The organism is Thalassospira profundimaris WP0211 (assembly GCF_000300275.1).
Taxonomy (GTDB): Bacteria; Pseudomonadota; Alphaproteobacteria; order Rhodospirillales; family Thalassospiraceae; genus Thalassospira; species Thalassospira profundimaris.
In genome coordinates this window covers 464,774-483,576 of the sequence record NZ_AMRN01000003.1, presented here as the reverse complement: position 1 = coordinate 483,576, position 18,803 = coordinate 464,774, and the positions used below count along the sequence as shown (strand labels likewise).

At 55.4% G+C, this 18,803-nt stretch carries 14 protein-coding genes; 4 read left to right on the top strand and 10 right to left on the bottom strand.

What is annotated here, in order from left to right:
- The 7 genes from TH2_RS08925 to soxR all read right to left on the bottom strand — a co-directional run.
- On the bottom strand, positions 1 to 1,849 hold a 1,849-nt coding region (locus TH2_RS08925), incomplete at its 3' end, for an autotransporter outer membrane beta-barrel domain-containing protein (protein WP_008890090.1).
- 144 nt (positions 1,850 to 1,993) lie between these two features.
- A complete protein-coding gene (locus tag TH2_RS08920; protein ID WP_008890089.1) occupies positions 1,994 to 3,349 on the bottom strand; it encodes an HlyD family type I secretion periplasmic adaptor subunit in 1,356 nt (451 codons plus the stop codon).
- Positions 3,346 to 5,490: a peptidase domain-containing ABC transporter gene (locus TH2_RS08915; RefSeq protein ID WP_008890088.1), complete on the bottom strand. Its 2,145-nt coding sequence runs from the start codon at positions 5,488 to 5,490 to the stop codon at positions 3,346 to 3,348. Before TH2_RS08915 ends, TH2_RS08920 begins: the two co-directional genes overlap by 4 nt.
- The gene (locus TH2_RS08910; protein WP_040823115.1) at positions 5,487 to 7,208 is read right to left on the bottom strand and encodes a peptidase domain-containing ABC transporter; all 1,722 of its coding nucleotides are present in this window, start codon (positions 7,206 to 7,208) and stop codon (positions 5,487 to 5,489) included. Before TH2_RS08910 ends, TH2_RS08915 begins: the two co-directional genes overlap by 4 nt.
- Positions 7,209 to 7,407: 199 nt before the next feature.
- Positions 7,408 to 7,815, bottom strand: coding sequence for an RNA-binding S4 domain-containing protein (locus tag TH2_RS08905; protein ID WP_008890086.1), 408 nt, complete (start codon positions 7,813 to 7,815; stop codon positions 7,408 to 7,410).
- Positions 7,816 to 7,912: 97 nt separating this feature from the next.
- Complete coding sequence (locus TH2_RS08900; RefSeq protein WP_008890085.1) at positions 7,913 to 10,846, bottom strand: helicase-related protein; 2,934 nt, start codon at positions 10,844 to 10,846, stop codon at positions 7,913 to 7,915.
- 157 nt (positions 10,847 to 11,003) lie between these two features.
- Positions 11,004 to 11,465: a redox-sensitive transcriptional activator SoxR gene (gene soxR, locus TH2_RS08895; RefSeq protein WP_008890084.1), complete on the bottom strand. Its 462-nt coding sequence runs from the start codon at positions 11,463 to 11,465 to the stop codon at positions 11,004 to 11,006.
- Between the two features lie 114 nt (positions 11,466 to 11,579).
- Here soxR and TH2_RS08890 point away from each other — a divergent pair, with 114 nt between their 5' ends.
- On the top strand, positions 11,580 to 12,167 hold the full coding sequence (locus TH2_RS08890; protein WP_008890083.1) for an NADPH-dependent FMN reductase: 588 nt from the start codon (positions 11,580 to 11,582) through the stop codon (positions 12,165 to 12,167).
- A gap of 186 nt (positions 12,168 to 12,353) precedes the next feature.
- Here the strand turns inward: TH2_RS08890 and TH2_RS08885 are convergent, their stop codons facing one another.
- Positions 12,354 to 12,680, bottom strand: coding sequence for an HPF/RaiA family ribosome-associated protein (locus TH2_RS08885; protein WP_008890082.1), 327 nt, complete (start codon positions 12,678 to 12,680; stop codon positions 12,354 to 12,356).
- 286 nt (positions 12,681 to 12,966) lie between these two features.
- Here TH2_RS08885 and htpG point away from each other — a divergent pair, with 286 nt between their 5' ends.
- Positions 12,967 to 14,841, top strand: coding sequence for a molecular chaperone HtpG (htpG, locus tag TH2_RS08880; protein ID WP_008890081.1), 1,875 nt, complete (start codon positions 12,967 to 12,969; stop codon positions 14,839 to 14,841).
- A gap of 86 nt (positions 14,842 to 14,927) precedes the next feature.
- Here htpG and TH2_RS08875 read toward each other — a convergent pair whose 3' ends face one another.
- Positions 14,928 to 16,634, bottom strand: a complete 1,707-nt coding sequence (locus tag TH2_RS08875) for a methyl-accepting chemotaxis protein (RefSeq protein ID WP_167549071.1) — start codon at positions 16,632 to 16,634, stop codon at positions 14,928 to 14,930.
- Positions 16,635 to 16,938: 304 nt separating this feature from the next.
- On the opposite strand from TH2_RS08875, the gene TH2_RS08870 reads away from it, so the two are divergent.
- Positions 16,939 to 18,264 carry a deoxyguanosinetriphosphate triphosphohydrolase gene (locus tag TH2_RS08870; RefSeq protein WP_008890079.1) on the top strand — a complete coding sequence of 442 codons (1,326 nt, stop codon included), beginning with the start codon at positions 16,939 to 16,941 and terminating at the stop codon, positions 18,262 to 18,264.
- Between the two features lie 3 nt (positions 18,265 to 18,267).
- Positions 18,268 to 18,498, top strand: a complete 231-nt coding sequence (locus TH2_RS08865; RefSeq protein ID WP_008890078.1) for a hypothetical protein — start codon at positions 18,268 to 18,270, stop codon at positions 18,496 to 18,498.
- 104 nt (positions 18,499 to 18,602) lie between these two features.
- Here TH2_RS08865 and TH2_RS08860 read toward each other — a convergent pair whose 3' ends face one another.
- Positions 18,603 to 18,800, bottom strand: coding sequence for a YqaE/Pmp3 family membrane protein (locus TH2_RS08860; RefSeq protein ID WP_008890077.1), 198 nt, complete (start codon positions 18,798 to 18,800; stop codon positions 18,603 to 18,605).
- Positions 18,801 to 18,803 lie beyond the last annotated feature (3 nt).

Below are 18,803 nucleotides of genomic sequence, written 5' to 3'. Positions count from 1 at the left end.
CTGCCAGCTGATCCGAATTCAACGTCCAAGTCCCGTCACCGTTGTCGGCACCAGCCGACAAGGTCCCGCCGTTCGAAACGCCGCTGATTGTAACTGTGAGTGTCTCGGAGCTGTCAGCCAGACCCGCATCAATATCAAGCGCGATGGCGCTGTCTTCGTTCCCGCTGGCGTCAGAAACATCCAACGTCGGTGCATCTGCAACGCCAGCCACATCAACGGTGATTGAGCTGGTCGTTGTCGCAACATCCGATCCATCTGCTGAAGTTGCCGTCACACCAAGATCGAATGATCCGCTGAAATCCTCAGGCGGGGTGATCGTCAGTCCTGCAAGTTGCTCAGAGCTTAGCGTCCATGTCCCGTCACCGTTGTCAGTCCCGGCAGACAGCGAAGTACCATCCGGAACGCCGCTTATCGTGATGGTGAGTATTTCGGAATTGTCGGTCAGGCCCGCATCGATATTAAGTGCAATGGCTGCGTCTTCGTTGCCTGATGCATCGCTGATATCCAGCGTCGGTGTATCGGCGACGCCTTCGACGTCAACAGTGAGGTTTTGCATCACAACGGCGGTATCATCGCCATCGGTGGTCGAAACCAGAACCGAAAGATCGATTTCGCCACTGAAGTTTTCCGCAGGCGTGAGGGTGAGGCCTTCGAGTTGATCCGCACTCAGCGTCCAGGTGCCATCCCCATTATCCGTCCCGGCAGAGAGCGTCGCGCCATCCGGCACACCTTCAATGGTGATCGCGAGGTTTTCACTGCCATCTAGAAGTTCGGTATCGATATCAAGCGCGATCGCGCTGTCTTCAGTACCACTGGCATCGGAAACATCAAGCGTTGCGCCGTCTGCAACACCGGTGACGTCGACGGTGAAGCTGGCGTTTGTTGTCGCAACACTGCCATTGGCTTCGCGACTGGTTGCCGATATGTCGAGATCAATCGATCCGCTGAAGTTATCCGGCGGCGTCAGGGTCAAACCGCTCAGTTGTCCTAGCGTGAGGGTCCAGGTACCATCGCCATTGTCGGTACCAGCCGAAAGAACAGCACCGTCGGGCAAACCGGAAATCGTGATGGTGAGCGTTTCACTTCCGCCATCAAGGTCATTAAGCGATGCCGACAGATCAAGGGCAATCGCACTGTCTTCGGCACCGGTGACATCATCCGCACTCAGAGACGGCGCATCAGCCACCTTGGGGTCTTCAACCTCGAGCTCGTCCTCGGTATCAAGTTCATCCTCAAGAAGAAGCTCGTCTTCTTCTTCAAGCTCGTCTTCGGCAACCACGGCTTCTGGCGCTGCTGCCTGTTCAACGGGGGGAATGAATTCGGGCCGAAGACCTTCGTCCGCGCCCGGGCCAGGTTCTTCGCGCTCACCGCGCAGCGCGTTGGTATCATTGGTCGCAAGCGGGATTTCCGGCAAATCAACCGTGCTCGGCTCCGATTGCAGGGACAGGTCATCGGCCCCATCAGATCCAAGATTGCTTTGGAATGTATCAGCGCCGGTATCGAGATTGTTTTCGATCTCGGCCGCCTCGTTCAGGGAAATGGTCTGTTGTTCGGTGGCTTCTCTGGCCTGCGCACGTTCCTGACGCTGGGCTGCGGCATTCTGGCGCTGGAAAGCCTGTTGTTCTTCGCCTTGCGGATTTCGGATCTGGGTACCGTAATGAACCGATCCCAATTCCTGTTCCTGCGGACGCGCGGAACTGTCCTGGTCGTCATGCAATTCGACCAGTTCATCACTTTCGCCATCCTGACCAAGCGAACGCTCCAGATCCTCTGTCGAGGCCTGCTGGTCAAGATCACTCCGACCATCGTCAGAGCGGGAATTTTCAGTATCGCGCGCGTCGTCCGCCATCTAACCCATTCTCCGTAAAGTGCAGGACGGGATAGCCCCAACCTACACTTCTATACCATAGTATAGATTCACTGGTGACAACCAGCGAAATGTACGGCCAGGCAGTAGAAATGGGGACCATTTCCAGCGGGACCAGATAATTGCTCAGCGTTCGCTAAACGCTTGATCAAGCGAGACATAGACCGGCTTCAACAGATATTGAAGGAGAGTCCGCTCCCCGGTCTGGATATCGGCCTGAACCGTCATACCGGGAATGATCTTCTGAGCTGAAGCACCTTCGCCGACAGCATCGGCTTCCAGCGCAACCTTGCCCTTATAATACGGACGTCCATCCTCATCAACAAAAGTAGAGGCCGATATCGATACCAATTCACCGTTTATCCCGCCATAGCGGATGAAATCAAACGCACTGACCTTGACCGTGACCGGCTGGCCAAGGTGAACATGGCCGATATCCTCGGTTGAAATGCGGGTTTCGGCGATCAAAACATCATCAACCGGCACCAGCTCCATCACCACCTGTGCAGGCGCAATCACCCCGCCAATCGTGGTGAACTGAAGGCCTTTGATATAGCCGCGAGTGGGCGCAATGATTTCAAGCCGGTCGACGCGATCCCGCAGTTTGCGCAGCGCTTCGCGGGCCTGAGCAATTTCGCCGCCCAGACGGCCAAGTTCGGTAATGGCCTCTTCGCGTTGCGTTTTTTCAAGCTCGTTCAGGCGCAAATTTGCCTCGGCGATGGTTTCGCGCGCCCGCGCCTTTTCGGCAATCACGCCCGAAAGGTTGCCTTGGGCTTCGTTCAGTTCGCGCTGGATATTGAGGAACAGCACCTTGGAATTAAGCCCCTGCTCATAGAGCGACCGGCGCATGGTGACTTCCTGGCTCAGCAGATCAACCGATTTGCGAAGGGTTGCTTCCTGCTCGCTCAGTTGGGCCAGTTCGGCATTGCGTTCCTTGATCTGGACCTCAAGGATTTCGCTTTGGTTGGCATCAAGCTCGGTCTGGATGCGATAAATCTCATCCTGATTCTGCGCAAGTTCCGGATATTGCACCATCAGGGTGGTGAAATCCGGTTCGCGGCCTTCGGCCAGGGCGCGGTAGCGTTCGGCTTCAAGCTGCAAGTTGCCAAGCCGTGTTTCGGTCTGGGACAGTTCCGCCTGCGCCCCGTCGGCCTTGAGGCGGATCAGAACCTGTCCTTGTTCCACAAGGTCACCGTCGCGCACCATGATCTGCTCAATGATGCCGCCTTCAAGATGCTGGATCTTGTTGACCGCACTTGTTGGCATGACCTGCCCGAATGTGATCGCAGTTTCCTTGATTTCGGTGGTTGCAGACCATGCAATCAAGGCAAGGAAGCCAACCGAAAGCATCACCATCGCAGAACGCACAAAGACGGAAATCCCGCCTTCTTCCAGCAGGACCGCATGCGACAAATACCGCGCCATGCGCCGGGATCGCCGGAACCGCTGGATCGCAGTATCCTGAACTGCTGCTTCACTCATAGGTAGCCTCCGTCTATCACTTGCTGCTTGATCCGTTCGGGCGGCCCGTCGCCGCGCAACTGTCCGCCTTCAAGCACAAGAATGCGGTCCGCCAAATCCAGATGACTTGGTCGATGGGTAATCAGGAAAATGGTCGAACCGCCACGCAGACGATTGATCGTGCTTTGGAAGGCACGGTCGGCCCGCTGGTCGAGACCATTGGTGGGTTCATCAAACAGGATAATTGGCGCTTCGCGCACAAACGCACGCGCCAGCGCAAGTCGTTGCAGGAAACTGGCCGAGAAGCGCGATGAGTGCTGATCACCAACACGGGTCTTGAACCCGTTGGGAAGTGCTTCGACCTCATCAAGGATCCCCGCTGACATGCAGGCCATACGCAGATCATCATCGGTCGCGACCGGATTGGCCAAACGCAGGTTTTGTGCAATCGACCCCCGGAAAAACTCGATATCCTGCGGCACATAGGAAATGGCCTGACGCAGGGTTTGCGGGTCCATTTGACGGATATCCGCACCATCAATCAAAACAGCCCCCGCCTGCGGCTGATACATCCCGGCAATCAGTTTGATCAGCGATGATTTCCCTGCCCCGTTCGCCCCGACCACGGCAACCACCTGACCCGGTTTGATATCGAAATTGACCCCGACCAGGGCCGGATCGGAATCCGCACTGTAACGGAAACTGACCCGTGAAAATGTCACTGCCCCGTCAAAGCGATGTTGTTCGACCGAACGTGGGACAAGATCCCCTTCAGGCGCAATGGTCATCAGGCGGTTGATCTGGCGCACACTGCCGCGCAACTGCGCCAGCCGTGGCATGCCGAGAAACGCCTGATTGATCGGGCCAAGAACCCGCCAGGCCAGCATCATCGATGCCACCAGCGCACCGACACTCATTTGGGCTTCCATCACCCGCTGCGCACCAAAGGCAAGCACAAGCGCGCCGGACGTAATCATCAGAACCTGGGCCAATGTATTGATGACGTTATTGACCATCGCCACCCGATAGCCGGAATAAGCCGTATCAGCGGAAATATCGCGAAAGCGTGCCAACCAGCGTTGCTCGGATGCGGTGTATTTCAGTGCCGACATCTTGCCGACGGTCTCGACCAGGAATTCCTGACGGTTGGCGCCATGACGACCAAGTTCGGAAACGCGGCGTGCGACAACCGGAAAGGCAACGATGCCGATCAGTGCGAATACACCGATCAATGCAATCGGAATCAATGCCAGCCAGCCGCCAAGATAGAACATGACAATCAGGAAAAGCGGTACAAACGGCATTTCCATAATCACCAGTGCCATTGGCCCGGTGAAAAATTCACGCACGCTTTCAAAGTCGCGAATACGTGAAATCTGCACCCCCACCGGCGCACGTTCGGTAAAGGCCGGCGGCAAGGACAACAACCGTTCGAAAATGGCACCACTGACAAGCGTATCAAGACGCGCACCAAAGTGGCTGACGATCTGACTGCGAAGTGTGCGCAAAACCCAGCTCAGGATCAGGACGATGCCGATCCCGATGGAAAACTGGATCAACATCGGGATTGACCGCGTGCCGATGACCCGGTCATAGATGCCCATGACGAAAATCGGGGTCGCCAGTGCCAGGATGTTCAAAACAAACGTCATCGCCAGCAACTGATGAAGCAGCCCCGAAAACCGGTCGGCAATCCCCCCAAACCAGCCGCGCTTGTCATCTTCCAGATAACGTTCACGACGATCCGCCGCCGAGAACTGATAAATCTTGCCCGGAAGGGCCGACAGCCTGATGACCATTTCCCGATCCGTGCCACCGTCAAAGACGCGCACACCGTTTTCTTCGGGCCGGATCACGACAAGGGCCGTTCCCTCGTCCGGGACAAACAGGCACGGCATCAGGCGTTCGTCGATCAGGTCAAGCGTCGCGTCGATTTCGCGCGACTGATAGTTCAGATGCGCCATGACATTGCGGAAATCGGTCAGATCAAGCGCCTGATCCATATGTGGCAGCGCCTCGGCGACCTGACGCGGCAATCCGCGCCATCCCAGCGCCTGAAGCAGCGGCCAGACACATGCGTCGAAATCGGACAGCGCATCGGTGCTTTCCAGCCCCATCCGATAGTTCATCGCATAGTCCATGTTTTCGAGCTTTTTCATCATGCCTTCGACCCCGCTGCTGCCCGGGTGCCAGTGTTTTTGGCCGTCTCCGCAGTTTTATTGGTACGACGCAAAACAGGCACAAGATGCTTGTCGATCAGACGGTATTGCTTGTTGGCCATGGCAATCAGGGATGGGCGATGTGACACCATTACCAGCGTGCAGTGCTTTTTAAGCTCCACCATCAGGCTGGTCATGATGTTGTCACCCGCCATATCAAGCGAACTGTTGGCTTCGTCAAACAGGACAATGCGTGGGTAATCAATCAGGGCGCGCGCAACCGCGATGCGCTGTTTTACGCCGCGCGGCAGGGTTTCGGATGCCTGACCACCAACTTCCGTGTCATAGCCTTCGGGCATGCGCATGACGATGTCATCAAGCCCAAGACGCCGCGAAATCTCGATCACGCGATCGACGCCGATTTCCTTGCGAAACCCGGTGATGTTTTCAAGGATCGTGCCTTTGAACATCACGCCATGCTGCGGCAGATAGGCGATCTGACGACGGGTGGACTCGGCGGTGTAATCGGCCGGGTCCTTGCCATCCAAAAGCACTTCACCCCGATCCGGGCGCAAGGCCCCCATCAGAAGCCACAAAAGTGTGGTTTTGCCGGTGCCGTTGTCGCCGGTAATGGCGATGGAATCGCCCGGCTCCACGACCAGATCAAGGTTTTCGAAGATCTTTTTGCCATCCGCATGGGAAAACGCGACATTGCGCAACTCGATCTTGCCATCAAGCAACGGCATTTCCGCGGCCCCAAGCTGGTCTTCTTCTTCGATTTCAAACAGCTCGTTGACGCGCTGGCGCGCAACGCGAATGTTCTGGAATTGCGTCCACAGGGTCATGGCACGCTGAAGCGGCTGGATCGAACGGCCCGACAACATCGTGCAGGCAGCAAGCCCACCGACGGTCAAAGTCCCGTTAATCACAAAAACACTCCCGACAGAAGCCACCAGCACCATGGTCAGCATCGAAAAGGTCGCGCTGGCATTGACCGCTGTGTGGGCCGAGCGTGCGGCACGCAGATCATCACCCGAACATTGTGTCTGGAGCTGATCATGTCGGCGGATCATCAGGTTTTCCATCGCCATCGATTTGATGGTGTGAATGCCCGTCAGGGTTTCGATGATGAAGTTATAGCGCCGTTCATCTGACTGGCTGCGATCATCAAGTGCGCCCCGCAACTGGTGGCCCAGAAACATTGCCGTCAAAAAGAAGGCTGCAAGAATACCAAGCGGCACAAGCACCAATTGACCGCCAATCACTGCAATCAGGGCCAGGAACAAAACAATGAACGGCAGATCGACAACCGCACCAATTGCCTGTCCGGAATAGAAGTCGCGCAGCATATTCAGGCTGTTAAGGCGCTGCAGATGAAGACCCGGTGCGGTTTTGCCATAGTCGGTCAAGCTTGCCGACAGCAAATGTCCGACCGCCTGCTGGGAACTGTAATGTTCAAACTTCGCCGCCGAGAGCGAGGAGATATAAGCCCGGCCAAGACGCAGGATCGCCTCAAGCACAAGCGCGCCCAGCACCCCGAAAATCAAAAGGGTCAGTGTCGGTATGGAACTGTGTGGCAGGACCCGGTCATAGACCTGCAAAAGGGTAATCGGCAGGGCAAGCGTCAGCAGGTTGATCACCAACGCTGTGATCAACAGTGCGAAACGGCCGGTGCGCAAGTGCGACAATGTACCGATATTCAATCGAGACCGACGTCTCATCACGCAGGCGAGCTCCAGATCTTCACAAAACCTACCACCCCAAAGTATGGGGCATATACAATCAGATAGGATGCATACCGGATTGCCCCAGCCAAAGCAAGAAAATCGTGACGAGATTACAACCTGATGTGATCCATTCCATCCCGTGTAAACGGGCACGGGTCAGTTATGGGATACATATTAGCGATACCAGCACATACTATTCATTACTGCCATCACCGCGCAAGCGATCCAGTGCCCGTCGCTCGGCCTTTGTCGGACGCCCTGCCCCCGCTCCGCGTTCGGCCACAGGTGCGGTACGGATATCCGAAGCCACTTCTTTTTTGGGTGTTCGCGGCGGGGAATGATCGGCATAAAGCGCCTGGGCCTCGGGCGCTGGCCCACGTCGTTCTCCAAGGGCGACAACCTCGACAACGCGCAGGTGCGGCCCCTGAAAGAACTGCAGGCGATCACCGGCAACCACCGTGACGCTGGCCTTGGAAACCGACTGACCATTCAGAACAATATGCCCGGCTTGGCAAGCCTTGCTGGCGAGCGATCTGGTTTTGTAAAACCGCGCATGCCAAAGCCATTTATCAATACGAAGCTTCTCTGCCTGTTCCTTCACGGCCACCGATTCCCTGAAATCAACGGGATATTATACAGTTGGAAAGCAGAACGGCGACCCACAAGGGTCGCCGCTCGAGACATGATATCTGAAACGATCAGCCCTTGGCTTCAAGCATTTCCTTAAGCTTGGCAAACGGCGAATCTTCATTGATCTGGTTGGCTTTTTCCGGGGCCTGATTGCGACCACCGCCCGGTTTGCCACCACGGCCACCTTTGCCGCCCTGGTTCGGACGATTGCCGCCCTTGCCTTTCGGGCCACCTTTGCCGCCACCACGGGCTTCCTGACGCGGGCCGCGCTGACCACCACGGTTTTGTCCGCCACCGCGTTTGCGACGATCGACACGGACGAAGTATTTGACTTCGACCAGCTCATCACCATCGGCGTCGGTTTCAACCGCCGGCGTTTCCGAAGTTGCTTCGCCAGACGCATCCGTAGCGACCTCTGCCGGTTCTGCCTTTGCTTCAGCCGGTGCAGCTTCTTCGGCCGGGGCAGCAGCCTTGGCTTCGGTTGCAGCCGCCTCAGAACCCTCTGCGGTTACAGCTTCGGCTTTGCCCGCTTCAGGCTTTGCTTCCTCAGGCTTGGCTGCCTTGGCAGCTTCTTCGGCCTTTTTCTCGGCTTCCTTGGCTTCAAGCTCGGATTTCTTGACCTTGGTTACCTCGGCGCGCCAGCCAAGTGCCGTGAAAACACCTTCGGCCTGTTCGACCGTGCAGCCCAAAAGCGACAGCAGATCAGGATCCGGACGCACCTTGCCATCGTTTTCACGTGCCTTCTGACGCAGCAGGGCGGCAAAACGTTCCAGCATGTCGACACGCGCAGCAAGCGGGCCAACCGGCATGTAACCGGCAGCCAGATAGAAGCCCTTGGAATTCGCACGGTCATTGGGGACCGAGGTCCGGCCTGCCGGCGGCAGTTCCGGAAGGGCATCAAGTTCACGTGCCACCGCCCACAGAATGCCGCGCAGCTCAACCGGATCTGGTTTGAGCGCATCAAGCACATGGACGGTTTCAACACCCAGACGCACGCCAAGCTTGGCAAGTGCCTTGCGGTCTTCGTCAGACAGGTCCTTGACCAGACTTTCGAGTTCCGAACGCGGCACACAGCCCAGACCTTCGTTCAACTGGAACAAAAGTCCGCGAATCGGCCCGGACAACTGACAGTCGCGCAGGCGGGTCAGCATTTTAAGGCGCGTTTCGATATGGGAATTGATGAAATTCTGCAAACGGGTGCGTACCCGTTCGCGGGTCGGACCGTCAAAGAACTCGCTGTCGATGACCTGAACTTCGGGCGACAGAACCGTGTCCCCCTTTTTCAGCACACCAACCGGCGAACCGTTCCACAGCACCTGAAGCTGGCCGTTTACTGCGAACTTGTCGTCTTCGTCAGTTTCAAGTTGTTTGACACGTTGGGCGATTTCGCCGGTCAACGCGCGACGTGCGGCACTGGCAATCGCCTTGCCTTCAAAAGCAGCATCGGTTTCATCAGCAATGAAACGGAATCCGTCAAGACGGCCGACAAATTCACCTTCGACCTGTACTTCACCATTCGCAGTGATGGTAGACATGAGTTCAGACTTGTCCTTGAGACTTTTCAATAAAACCGAGGTCCGTCTGTCAACGAACCTTTGGGTCAGGCGTTCATGTAGCACATCTGAGAGCTTGTCCTCAATGGCCCGCGTGCGTTCCTGCCAATGATTGGCATCTTCGAGCCAGTGATGCTTATGCGATACATATGTCCAGACGCGAATACCTGCCAAACGTGATGACAACTGGTCAATATCACCATCATAACGATCCAGACGCAAGATTTGTTCGCCCAACCAGTCAATGGGCAGTTTGCTTCCGGGTTTCGCAAGATAGCGATAGATAGATGTTAGCAGCCTCGGATGGGCATCGGTATGGATATTTCTGAAGTCGGGAATCTGGCAGATTTCCCACAATAATTGCACCCGATCCGGGGCGGTTGCGATGCGTGCGACATCCTCGTTGCGCGCCAGATGATCAAGCATGATCTCGTCAACCGGTTCGCGCGCCAAAATAAGGGTCGGGTCATCCGACCGCCGGCGCAGCGATTTCTGCAGCGCATCCACGGTGCGAAAATCAAGCCGCGCGTTGCGCCAGAACACTTTTGCAAGCGGCTCGAACTCGTGTTCTTCGATCTGTTCGATGATGTCGGGATCAATCCCCGAAAGATTTCCCGTTACCCCGAACGTGCCGTCATTCATGTGCCGCCCGGCACGGCCAGCAATCTGGGCGGTTTCAGCCGCGGTCAGGCCACGATTGAACTTGCCGTCAAACTTGGTCATCGCGGCAAAGGCGACGTGGTTGAGATCAAGGTTCAAGCCCATGCCGATTGCATCGGTCGCAATCAGATGCTCGACCTCGCCATTCTGGAACATCTCGACCTGGGCGTTACGCGTGCGCGGGCTTAGCGCGCCAAGCACCACCGCCGCCCCGCCCTTTTGACGGCGCACCAATTCGGCAACAGCATAAACTTCCTGGGCAGAAAACGTGACTACCGCCGACTGGGACGGCAGGCGCTGGATTTTCTTGGCCCCGTTATAGGTCAGAGTCGAAAACCGCTCCCGGCGATCAAATTCGACATTATCAACCAGCTTGCGGATCACCGGGCGAATGGTTTCCGCCCCCATGAACATGGTTTCATGGCGTCCGCGCGCATGCAAAAGCCGGTCGGTAAAGACATGGCCACGTTCCGGATCGGCACACATCTGGATTTCATCAATCGCCAGGAAATCAACCTGCTTGGCAACCGGCATGGCCTCGACCGTGCACAGGAAATAACGGGCTGTTTTGGGAAGGATGCGTTCTTCGCCGGTAATCAGTGCCACCGCACCCTTCCCGACCTTGGCGACCGCGCGGTCATAGTTTTCGCGCGCCAGAAGTCTGAGCGGGAACCCGATCATCCCGGTCGTATGTGCCAACATCCGTTCCATGGCGAGATGGGTCTTGCCGGTGTTGGTCGGCCCCAATATGGCAAGGATACGAGGACCGGTTCGGGTTGAAATCTGCATCAAACTTTTCCAATCGACAGCCCAATGATCCGGGCCATCGCAATCATTGGGCCTTTCAACACGCGAACCAGCGCGCTGTCAAGCTTTCTGCCTGCCGTCGCAAGGCGCATCAAACTGGCGTATCGCGGCCCAAACCGCTGATGCCGCGCAAACCCGCCTATTCTTCCTTGAGTTCAAGCAATCTGGCGCCCGGGCCATCACTGCCAAGCGTGTCTCCGGGGTTGTATAGCGGGCATGCGGAAATCGACAGGCAACCACAGCCGATGCATTTACCCAACTGATCGCGCAAACGGGTCAATTGTTCGATGCGTTCATTCAAATCATCGCGCCATTGCGAGGAAAGCTTTTCCCAGTCTTTGATGGTCGGCACGGTATTGGGAGGCAGCTTATCGAGCGCCGCACCGATTTCCGACAGCGGAATACCGGTTTTCTGCGCGACCTTGATGATGGCGAGCTTGCGCAACACGCCGCGGTGAAAACGGCGCTGGTTGCCGTCGGTCCGGATCGAGCTGATCAAACCTTTGCGTTCATAAAAATGCACCGCCGAAACGGCAATGCCGCAACGACTTGCGACTTCTCCGACGCTCAGATAGCGCTGCAACACGCCTTTTTCTGCCATTTTCCCTGCTCCCATTGCCAGCTTTGAAAAAGTTCCAAAACGCGCTTGACCTTAACATTAGTTGAGGTTTTAGAACCTTACTCATTGAAGCGAAATTGGCAAGGAGAGAACACCGTGAAGGAGACATTTAATATCGCCGTCATCTTTGGCAGTGCGCGCGAAGGCCGCTTTTGCGACACGGTCGGGACCTGGGTCGTTGAAACCCTAAAATCGGATCACGAACTTTCTGTTGATATGATTGATCCCGCTGTCTTGAACCTGCCGGCGGCCCACGTTGGGGCTGATCACCCTGCGGTCGCGCACCTTAATACTGCCTTGACCGAGGCCGATGGTTTCATCGTCGTTACCCCGGAATACAATCACAGCTTTACCGGCGAGCTAAAGCTTCTGATCGATGCCGCCAAGCAACAATGGAAACGCAAACCCGTCGGGTTTGTATCCTATGGCGGAATGTCAGGTGGTCTGCGCGCTGTCGAACAATTGCGTCTTGTCTTTGCCGAATTGCATGCGGTGACCCTGCGCGATGTCATAAGCTTCGCCCAAGCCTGGGACAAGTTCGATGATACCGGTCGCCCGATAGACCTCGAAGGTACGAATAACGCCCTTCGTCACATGATGACCGATTTCAAATGGTGGGCTGCCGCACTGCGCGATGCGCGTTACCCGCAAGGCAAACACCATCTTCTTGAGGCGATTGCATAACGCGCGTCCTCTCCGTGGCTGAAGCGACTTCCCCCCGGTCGGTTCACCCCCCCGTATCAGTCCGGCACTGTTTAAATCCCCCAACCCCGGCGGTGTCGGGCTGATACATTTTTCCAACCACCTCGTGCCACCACACGACAAAGCCATCCGGTCGCCCCGCTTCATTTTTAAAGGTATTCAGTGACCTTAGTGGTTGCGCATCTTGTCGGCATATTCCTTGAGCTGTCGACGTGCGGCCTGGAAACTGTTTTTCAGCGCGATATAGACATCCTCATGGGCATGATCGGCACTGTCGCGCTTCACCATGATTTCCTTGCCCGGCACATTAATGCCGAAATGCACGGCAAAACGGTTTCCATGGTTATGAGATGCCTGCGGGCGTTCCACTACAACATGACAACTGGTCATGCGATCGAAGGTTTCTTCCAGTTTTTGCACCTTGAAACGAATGCGCTCGTCCAGCGCATCAGACTGATCAACATCACGGTAGGTGATTTGAACGGGAACCTTCATGGTACGGCCTCCTGTGTAAAGCCTTGGACGCAAGACAGGGCGTTGCACCCTGCCGATTACCCTAGCACTTTTGCTGCTCGGGAAGTTTCAGGAACGCTTCCAGAATGTGGCGTGCGCCCCTGTTATTAAAGCCTCTATATTTATACTTAGGATACAAGACTTGCGCTGCAAGATGCGTTGACGCATATCAAGCTCGGTTTAAAGTTCACCCCGTTAAGGTGTCGGTCCTTCTGCCAATATCGGAGGAGGCTGACAGACGCTTGAAACAAAGGAGAAAAAAGAGGTCATGACGGAAGAAAAAATGCGGTTCGAGGCTGAGGTTAGCCGACTGCTCGATATCGTTGTCCATTCGCTTTATTCCAACAAGGACATCTTCCTGCGCGAGCTGATCTCCAACGCCTCGGATGCGTGCGACAAGCTGCGCTATGAAGCGATTGCCAAACCGGATTTGCTCGCTGGTGATGCCGATTTCAAGGTGCGCCTTCTGACAGATAATGTCCGCAATGTTCTGACGATTGCCGATAACGGGATCGGGATGAACAAGGAAGATCTGGTCGAAAACCTGGGCACCATTGCCAATTCCGGCACCGCCAAGTTCCTTGATGCCGTATCGAAATCCGACAACGCCAAGGATGTCGACCTGATCGGTCAATTCGGGGTCGGTTTCTATTCCGCCTTTATGGTCGCGAGCAAGGTCGAAGTCGTCAGCCGCAAGGCCGGCGATGATCAGGCATGGAAATGGTCATCTGACGGCAAGGGCGAATACACCATTGCCGAGGCCGAAATGGAAGGCCGTGGCACCCAGATCACCCTGCATCTGACCGACGACAACAAGGAATTCACAGACGAACATCGTCTGCGGCATATCGTCAAAACCTATTCCGACCATATCGGCATTCCGGTGGTCCTGATGAAGGGCGACGGTGATGAAACGCTCAATGAGGCCTCCGCCCTCTGGACCCGCCCGAAAAGCGAGATCACCGAAGAACAATACAACGAATTCTACAAGCACACCTCGCACGCGTTCGATGATCCGTGGAAAACCATCCACTATCAGGCCGAAGGTGCGATTGAATATACCGGGTTGCTTTACCTGCCGACCATGCGCCCGTTCGATCTCTATGATCCGCAGCGCAAAGGCCATCTGAAGCTTTATGTCCGCAAGGTGTTCATCACCGAAGGTGCCAACGAATTGCTGCCGCCGTGGCTGCGTTTCGTATCCGGTGTGGTCGACAGTCAGGACCTGCCGCTTAACGTCTCGCGCGAGATGTTGCAGGACCATCCGCTTCTGACCAAGATCAAGAACGGCCTGACCAAAAAGGTCCTGTCCGAACTTGAAACCGCGGCCAAGAAAGACGCGGAAGGGTACGAAACCTTCTGGGAAAACTTCGGCTCGGTCGTCAAGGAAGGCCTTTACGAAGATCAGACCAACCGTGACCGTATCCTCAAACTTGCCCGGTTCCGCTCGACCCATGGCGATGGCTGGACCACACTTGCCGACTATGTCGAACGGATGAAGGACGGCCAGAGGGCGATCTATTACATCAGTGGCGAGGATATCGACGCCCTTAAACGCAGCCCGCAACTTGAAGGCTTTGCTGCCAAGGGGATCGAAGTCCTGCTTCTGACCGATCCGGTTGATGAATTCTGGATGCCGTCTGTCGGCCAGTTTGATGGCAAAGACTTCAAATCTGTCACCCGTGGCGGTGCCGACCTGAACGACATCAAGTCAGATGACAAGGATGACGCCAAGGACGAGAAAAAAGATGATGCCGCAAATGAGGCATCGGTCAGTGCCTTGATTGCCGCGATCAAGGTTGCCCTTGGCACCGGGGTCAAGGACGTTCGGGAATCAGATCGCCTGACCAGTTCGGCCTGCTGTCTGATTGCCGATGAGATGGGCATGGATCTGCGCATGGAACGCCTGATGAAACAGCACAACCGTGTTGATGAAATCAGCCCGCGTATCCTTGAAATCAATCCGAAGCACAGCCTGATCAAAAAGCTGTCTGACATTGCGACCAAGGATGCCAAGGCCCCGATCCTTCATGACGCAGCCCTGCTGTTGCTTGATCAGGCCCGCATCCTCGAAGGCGAAGCCCTGCCCGATCCGGTCAGCTTTGCCCGTCGCCTTGATACCGTTATGGAAAAGGGACTTTAAGGCCCCGACCAAGGACACCAATACCGTTTTGAAACGAAAAAAAGGGCAGCCCTTGTGGGGCTGCCCTTTCTCTTTGCGCTCAGACATCAGGCGGAATTGCGGATCCGCTTGATGAACTGGTCAACTTCCTGGCTCAGGGTTTTGGCCTGTGCGCCCAACTCATTGGCAGCCGACAATACCTGTGTCGACATCGAGCCGGTTTCGTTAGACGCCTGGGTCACATCGCTGATGCTTGCGGAAACCTGGGTGGTCCCGTGCGCAGCTTCCTGGACGTTGCGCGAAATTTCATTGGTCGCAATCGTCTGTTCACGCGCAGACACCGCCACGGTCGATGCCCGGTCGCTGATCTGGCGGACCATTTCGCGGATGGTTTGTACCGCGTTGATCGACACATCTGCACGGCTCTGCATTTCGGAAATCTGGTTTGAAATTTCCTGGGTTGCCTTGGCCGTCTGGGATGCAAGGTTTTTAACCTCGTTTGCAACAACGGCAAATCCCTTGCCCGCGGCACCGGCACGTGCAGCCTCGATGGTGGCATTAAGCGCCAGAAGGTTCGTCTGCGAGGCAATGTCCTCGATCAAAGAGGCAACATTTCCGATCTGCTCGACACTTTCTTGCAACGAAACCATCGTGTCGTTCGTTTTGTCTGCTTCAACCGACGCGCTCTGGGCCAGTTCGGACGCACCATCAATCTGCTGATTGATCTCGTTGATCGATACCGAAAGTTCTTCGGTTGCGGACGCGGCCGACTCAACGTTGGCACTTGCCTGTTCGGTTGCGGCAGCAACCGAAATCGACTGCCGGTTAGTTTCCTCGGCGATCGCGGACAGGTTGCCAGCACTGGTCTGCATCTGCTGTGCAGCGCTTGATACGTTCTCAACAACTTTCTTAACAGATGCCTCGAACTCGTCGGCCATTTTGTTCATGGCTGCTTTTTGCTGCTCAGCTGCGCGTTTTTCGCTTTCGGCTTGCTGTTTCTGCAGCTCTTCCATTTTCTGGGCGTTTTCTTTGAAGACCTGGGTGGCTTTTGCCATGTCGCCAATTTCATCGCCACGATCAAGGCCAATAATCTCAACCTCCAGATCGCCGCCAGCAAGTTTTGCCATTGCGGCTGTCATGCGATTGATCGGCCCGGAAATGCCATTCCCGATCAGAATCGCCAGACCGATCCCGACAGCAAGGGCAATCGCGATGGTTGCGATGATGATTGTGTTCGTCGTGCTGACGCGTTCGGCATTCTCAGCCTTACGCACGCCGATCAGTTTGGCTTCTTCTGCTCTGAAGTCAGCCATGATCTGGCGGAACTTGTCGAAATACAACTTCCCACGTGCTTCACCAACAATATTGGCGATGTCATTCATTGTTTGCCCGTTGCCCACTTCACCACGCATTTTGATGTAGGGCTCGGTGATATTGGCCTGCCAATCCTTTAGGACATTTGCCGCCTCTTCGAGACGCGCGACCTGTGGCGGGTTGTCACTTACGGTCTGCTGCAGTTCTGCGATGTTTTTATAAGTATTCGCCTGGCCCTGCTTGTAGGGATCGAGAAACTCTTCTTTCCCGGCCAGCAAATAGCCACGCATGCCGGTTTCCATATTGACTGCCGAGGCAACGATAGAGTCAGCAACCGAGAGAACCTCGTATGTGTGGTTTACCCAACGGTTCGACTCCGTCAGTTTGTGGAGACTGTTTGAAGCCACCAGACCAACGCCGATAAGGCACAGAAGAGGGAAACCAACCCCGATCATAAACTTGGTTTTGGTTTTAAGGTTAGAGAACTTAAGCATTCGCATTTCAGTGATCCTGGAAAGAGAAAGCCCACCCTCGCAACCTTTGGCCATGAGGACGGGCTCGCCGCGAGAGCATATACTTAAGTATCCACCTTGCACCTATACTTTGGTTTATATCGTATATATCTGATCAAATTTCAACCCTTAAGTATAGATTTACGCGAAAAAAACTGACCCATCACACGCTGCCCAAATAACACATTGAAAATAAATGATTTTCCATATCTTCATGGACTATTTGCCGGTTCATATTTAAAAGAAGCGCGCACAGTCAGCGCGCGCAATCCGGAACAGGGGCCTTCCAACCATGATGAACTGGCAGCAATTGCTATCTCCAGCTCGGCTTGGGTCGCGTCATTCCAGTGTGGGTACATTTGGCAGGTCCGATTTTCACAAGGATTATGACCGGATCATTTTTTCGGCGGCCTTTCGCCGCTTGCAGCGCAAAACGCAAGTTCATCCGTTGCCGGAAAATGACAATGTCCACACCCGTCTGACCCACAGTCTGGAAGTATCCTGTGTTGCCCGGTCTTTGGGATTGATGGTCGGGAACCGCCTGCATGAAAAGGGCAGCCTGCCCGATGCGATTGAGCCCGACCATATGGCCGCCATCGTACAGGCAGCCGCACTTTGCCATGATATCGGCAACCCGCCCTTTGGTCATGCCGGGGAATATGCCATCCGCCAATGGTTTGTCGACGCAAACCCCAAATTCACCGAAGGCCTGACAGAGGCACAGTTTGCCGATCTGACAACATATGAGGGCAATGCCCAGGGTTTCCGCCTTCTGACCAACAAACGGACCGGTCTGTATGACGGCGGAATGCGCCTGACCTATGCGACCTTGGCAAGCTTCTTGAAGTATCCGTGGTCAGCCGCTGGAAGTCCTTTTCCACAGAAAAAGAAATTCGGCGCCTTTCAAAAGGAATTCGGCCTGCTTGAAGAAGTCGCCGATGCCACCGGGTTGATCCGCACCGGCGATCAGGCCTTTTGCCGTCACCCGCTGGTCTATCTGGTCGAGGCTGCTGATGATGTTTGTTATGCCCTGATCGATATCGAGGACGGCGTTGAACTGGAACTTGTCGATTTCGCTATTCTTGAAAAGATGCTGCTGCCCTGCATCACTGATGACCTGCCGGCCGAGTACAACCGTGAACCCAATGTCAGCCGCAAGATTTCCTTCCTTCGGGGTAAAATCATTGCCGGTGTTCTTGATGCACTGGTTGACGCCTTTGTCGCCAACGAGGAGGCACTTCTGGCTGGCGAATGGAAGGGAGATCTGCTGGCATGTGCCAAGGGGCCCTTTAATGACCTGATCGCGCAAGCCAAGTCATTCTCCGAAAAACAGATCATTCTCAACCGCCGCAAGGTCCAGATCGAGGTCGGCGCCTTTGCCCATCTTGAAACCTTGCTCGAAACATTCTGCAAAACCGCCCTTGATGTGCATCACGCACAATCAGAAGCCGACATTTCCTATCGAACCGGACGAGTCCGTGAACTGATCGGCAATGATGCCATGTCCATCGGGGCGTCGCTTTATGATCTTTACCTGGTCATTCTCGATTACGTATCAGGCATGACCGACGATTTTGCCGCCCGTCTTGCCCGTGACATCGGTGGCGGACAGCACTAGGCGATGTGGCTCCTCGGTCCTTTTATTGCCCGCTATCGACGCAGAACGGCGTTTTTCGCCGCCGGCGCACTTGCCGCGATCATCTATGGATTGGTTGATCAAAGCACACGCCCGGAAATACAGGCGTGGTATTGGCCATCTGTTGCCAGTGCGGTGACGTTTTTTCTGACCCGGTTTATCATCTCCCGGCTGATTGGCCGGTTTATCGGCGGTGTGCGCCGTAAACTGCACTAGGACACCCGCCCGGCATTCTAGTCAGATAAAGAAAAAGGCAGGCTCGAAAGCCTGCCTTCTGATGTCGGGATCGTTGCTGTTTGCCATTGGGCAAACGGCTTCAATCATTCCTGACCGCCACCCATGGCGCTGCTGATTTTCTTGTCGGTGTTATACTGGCTGAGCGCGTAAACGGCCCAAATTGCTGCCGGAACCCAACCAATCAGCGTGATCTGCAAGATCAGGCAGATAACACCGGCAATCGGACGCCCGATGGTAAAGAAAAGCAACCAGGGCAGAAGAAGTGCAATCAATAGACGCATGGA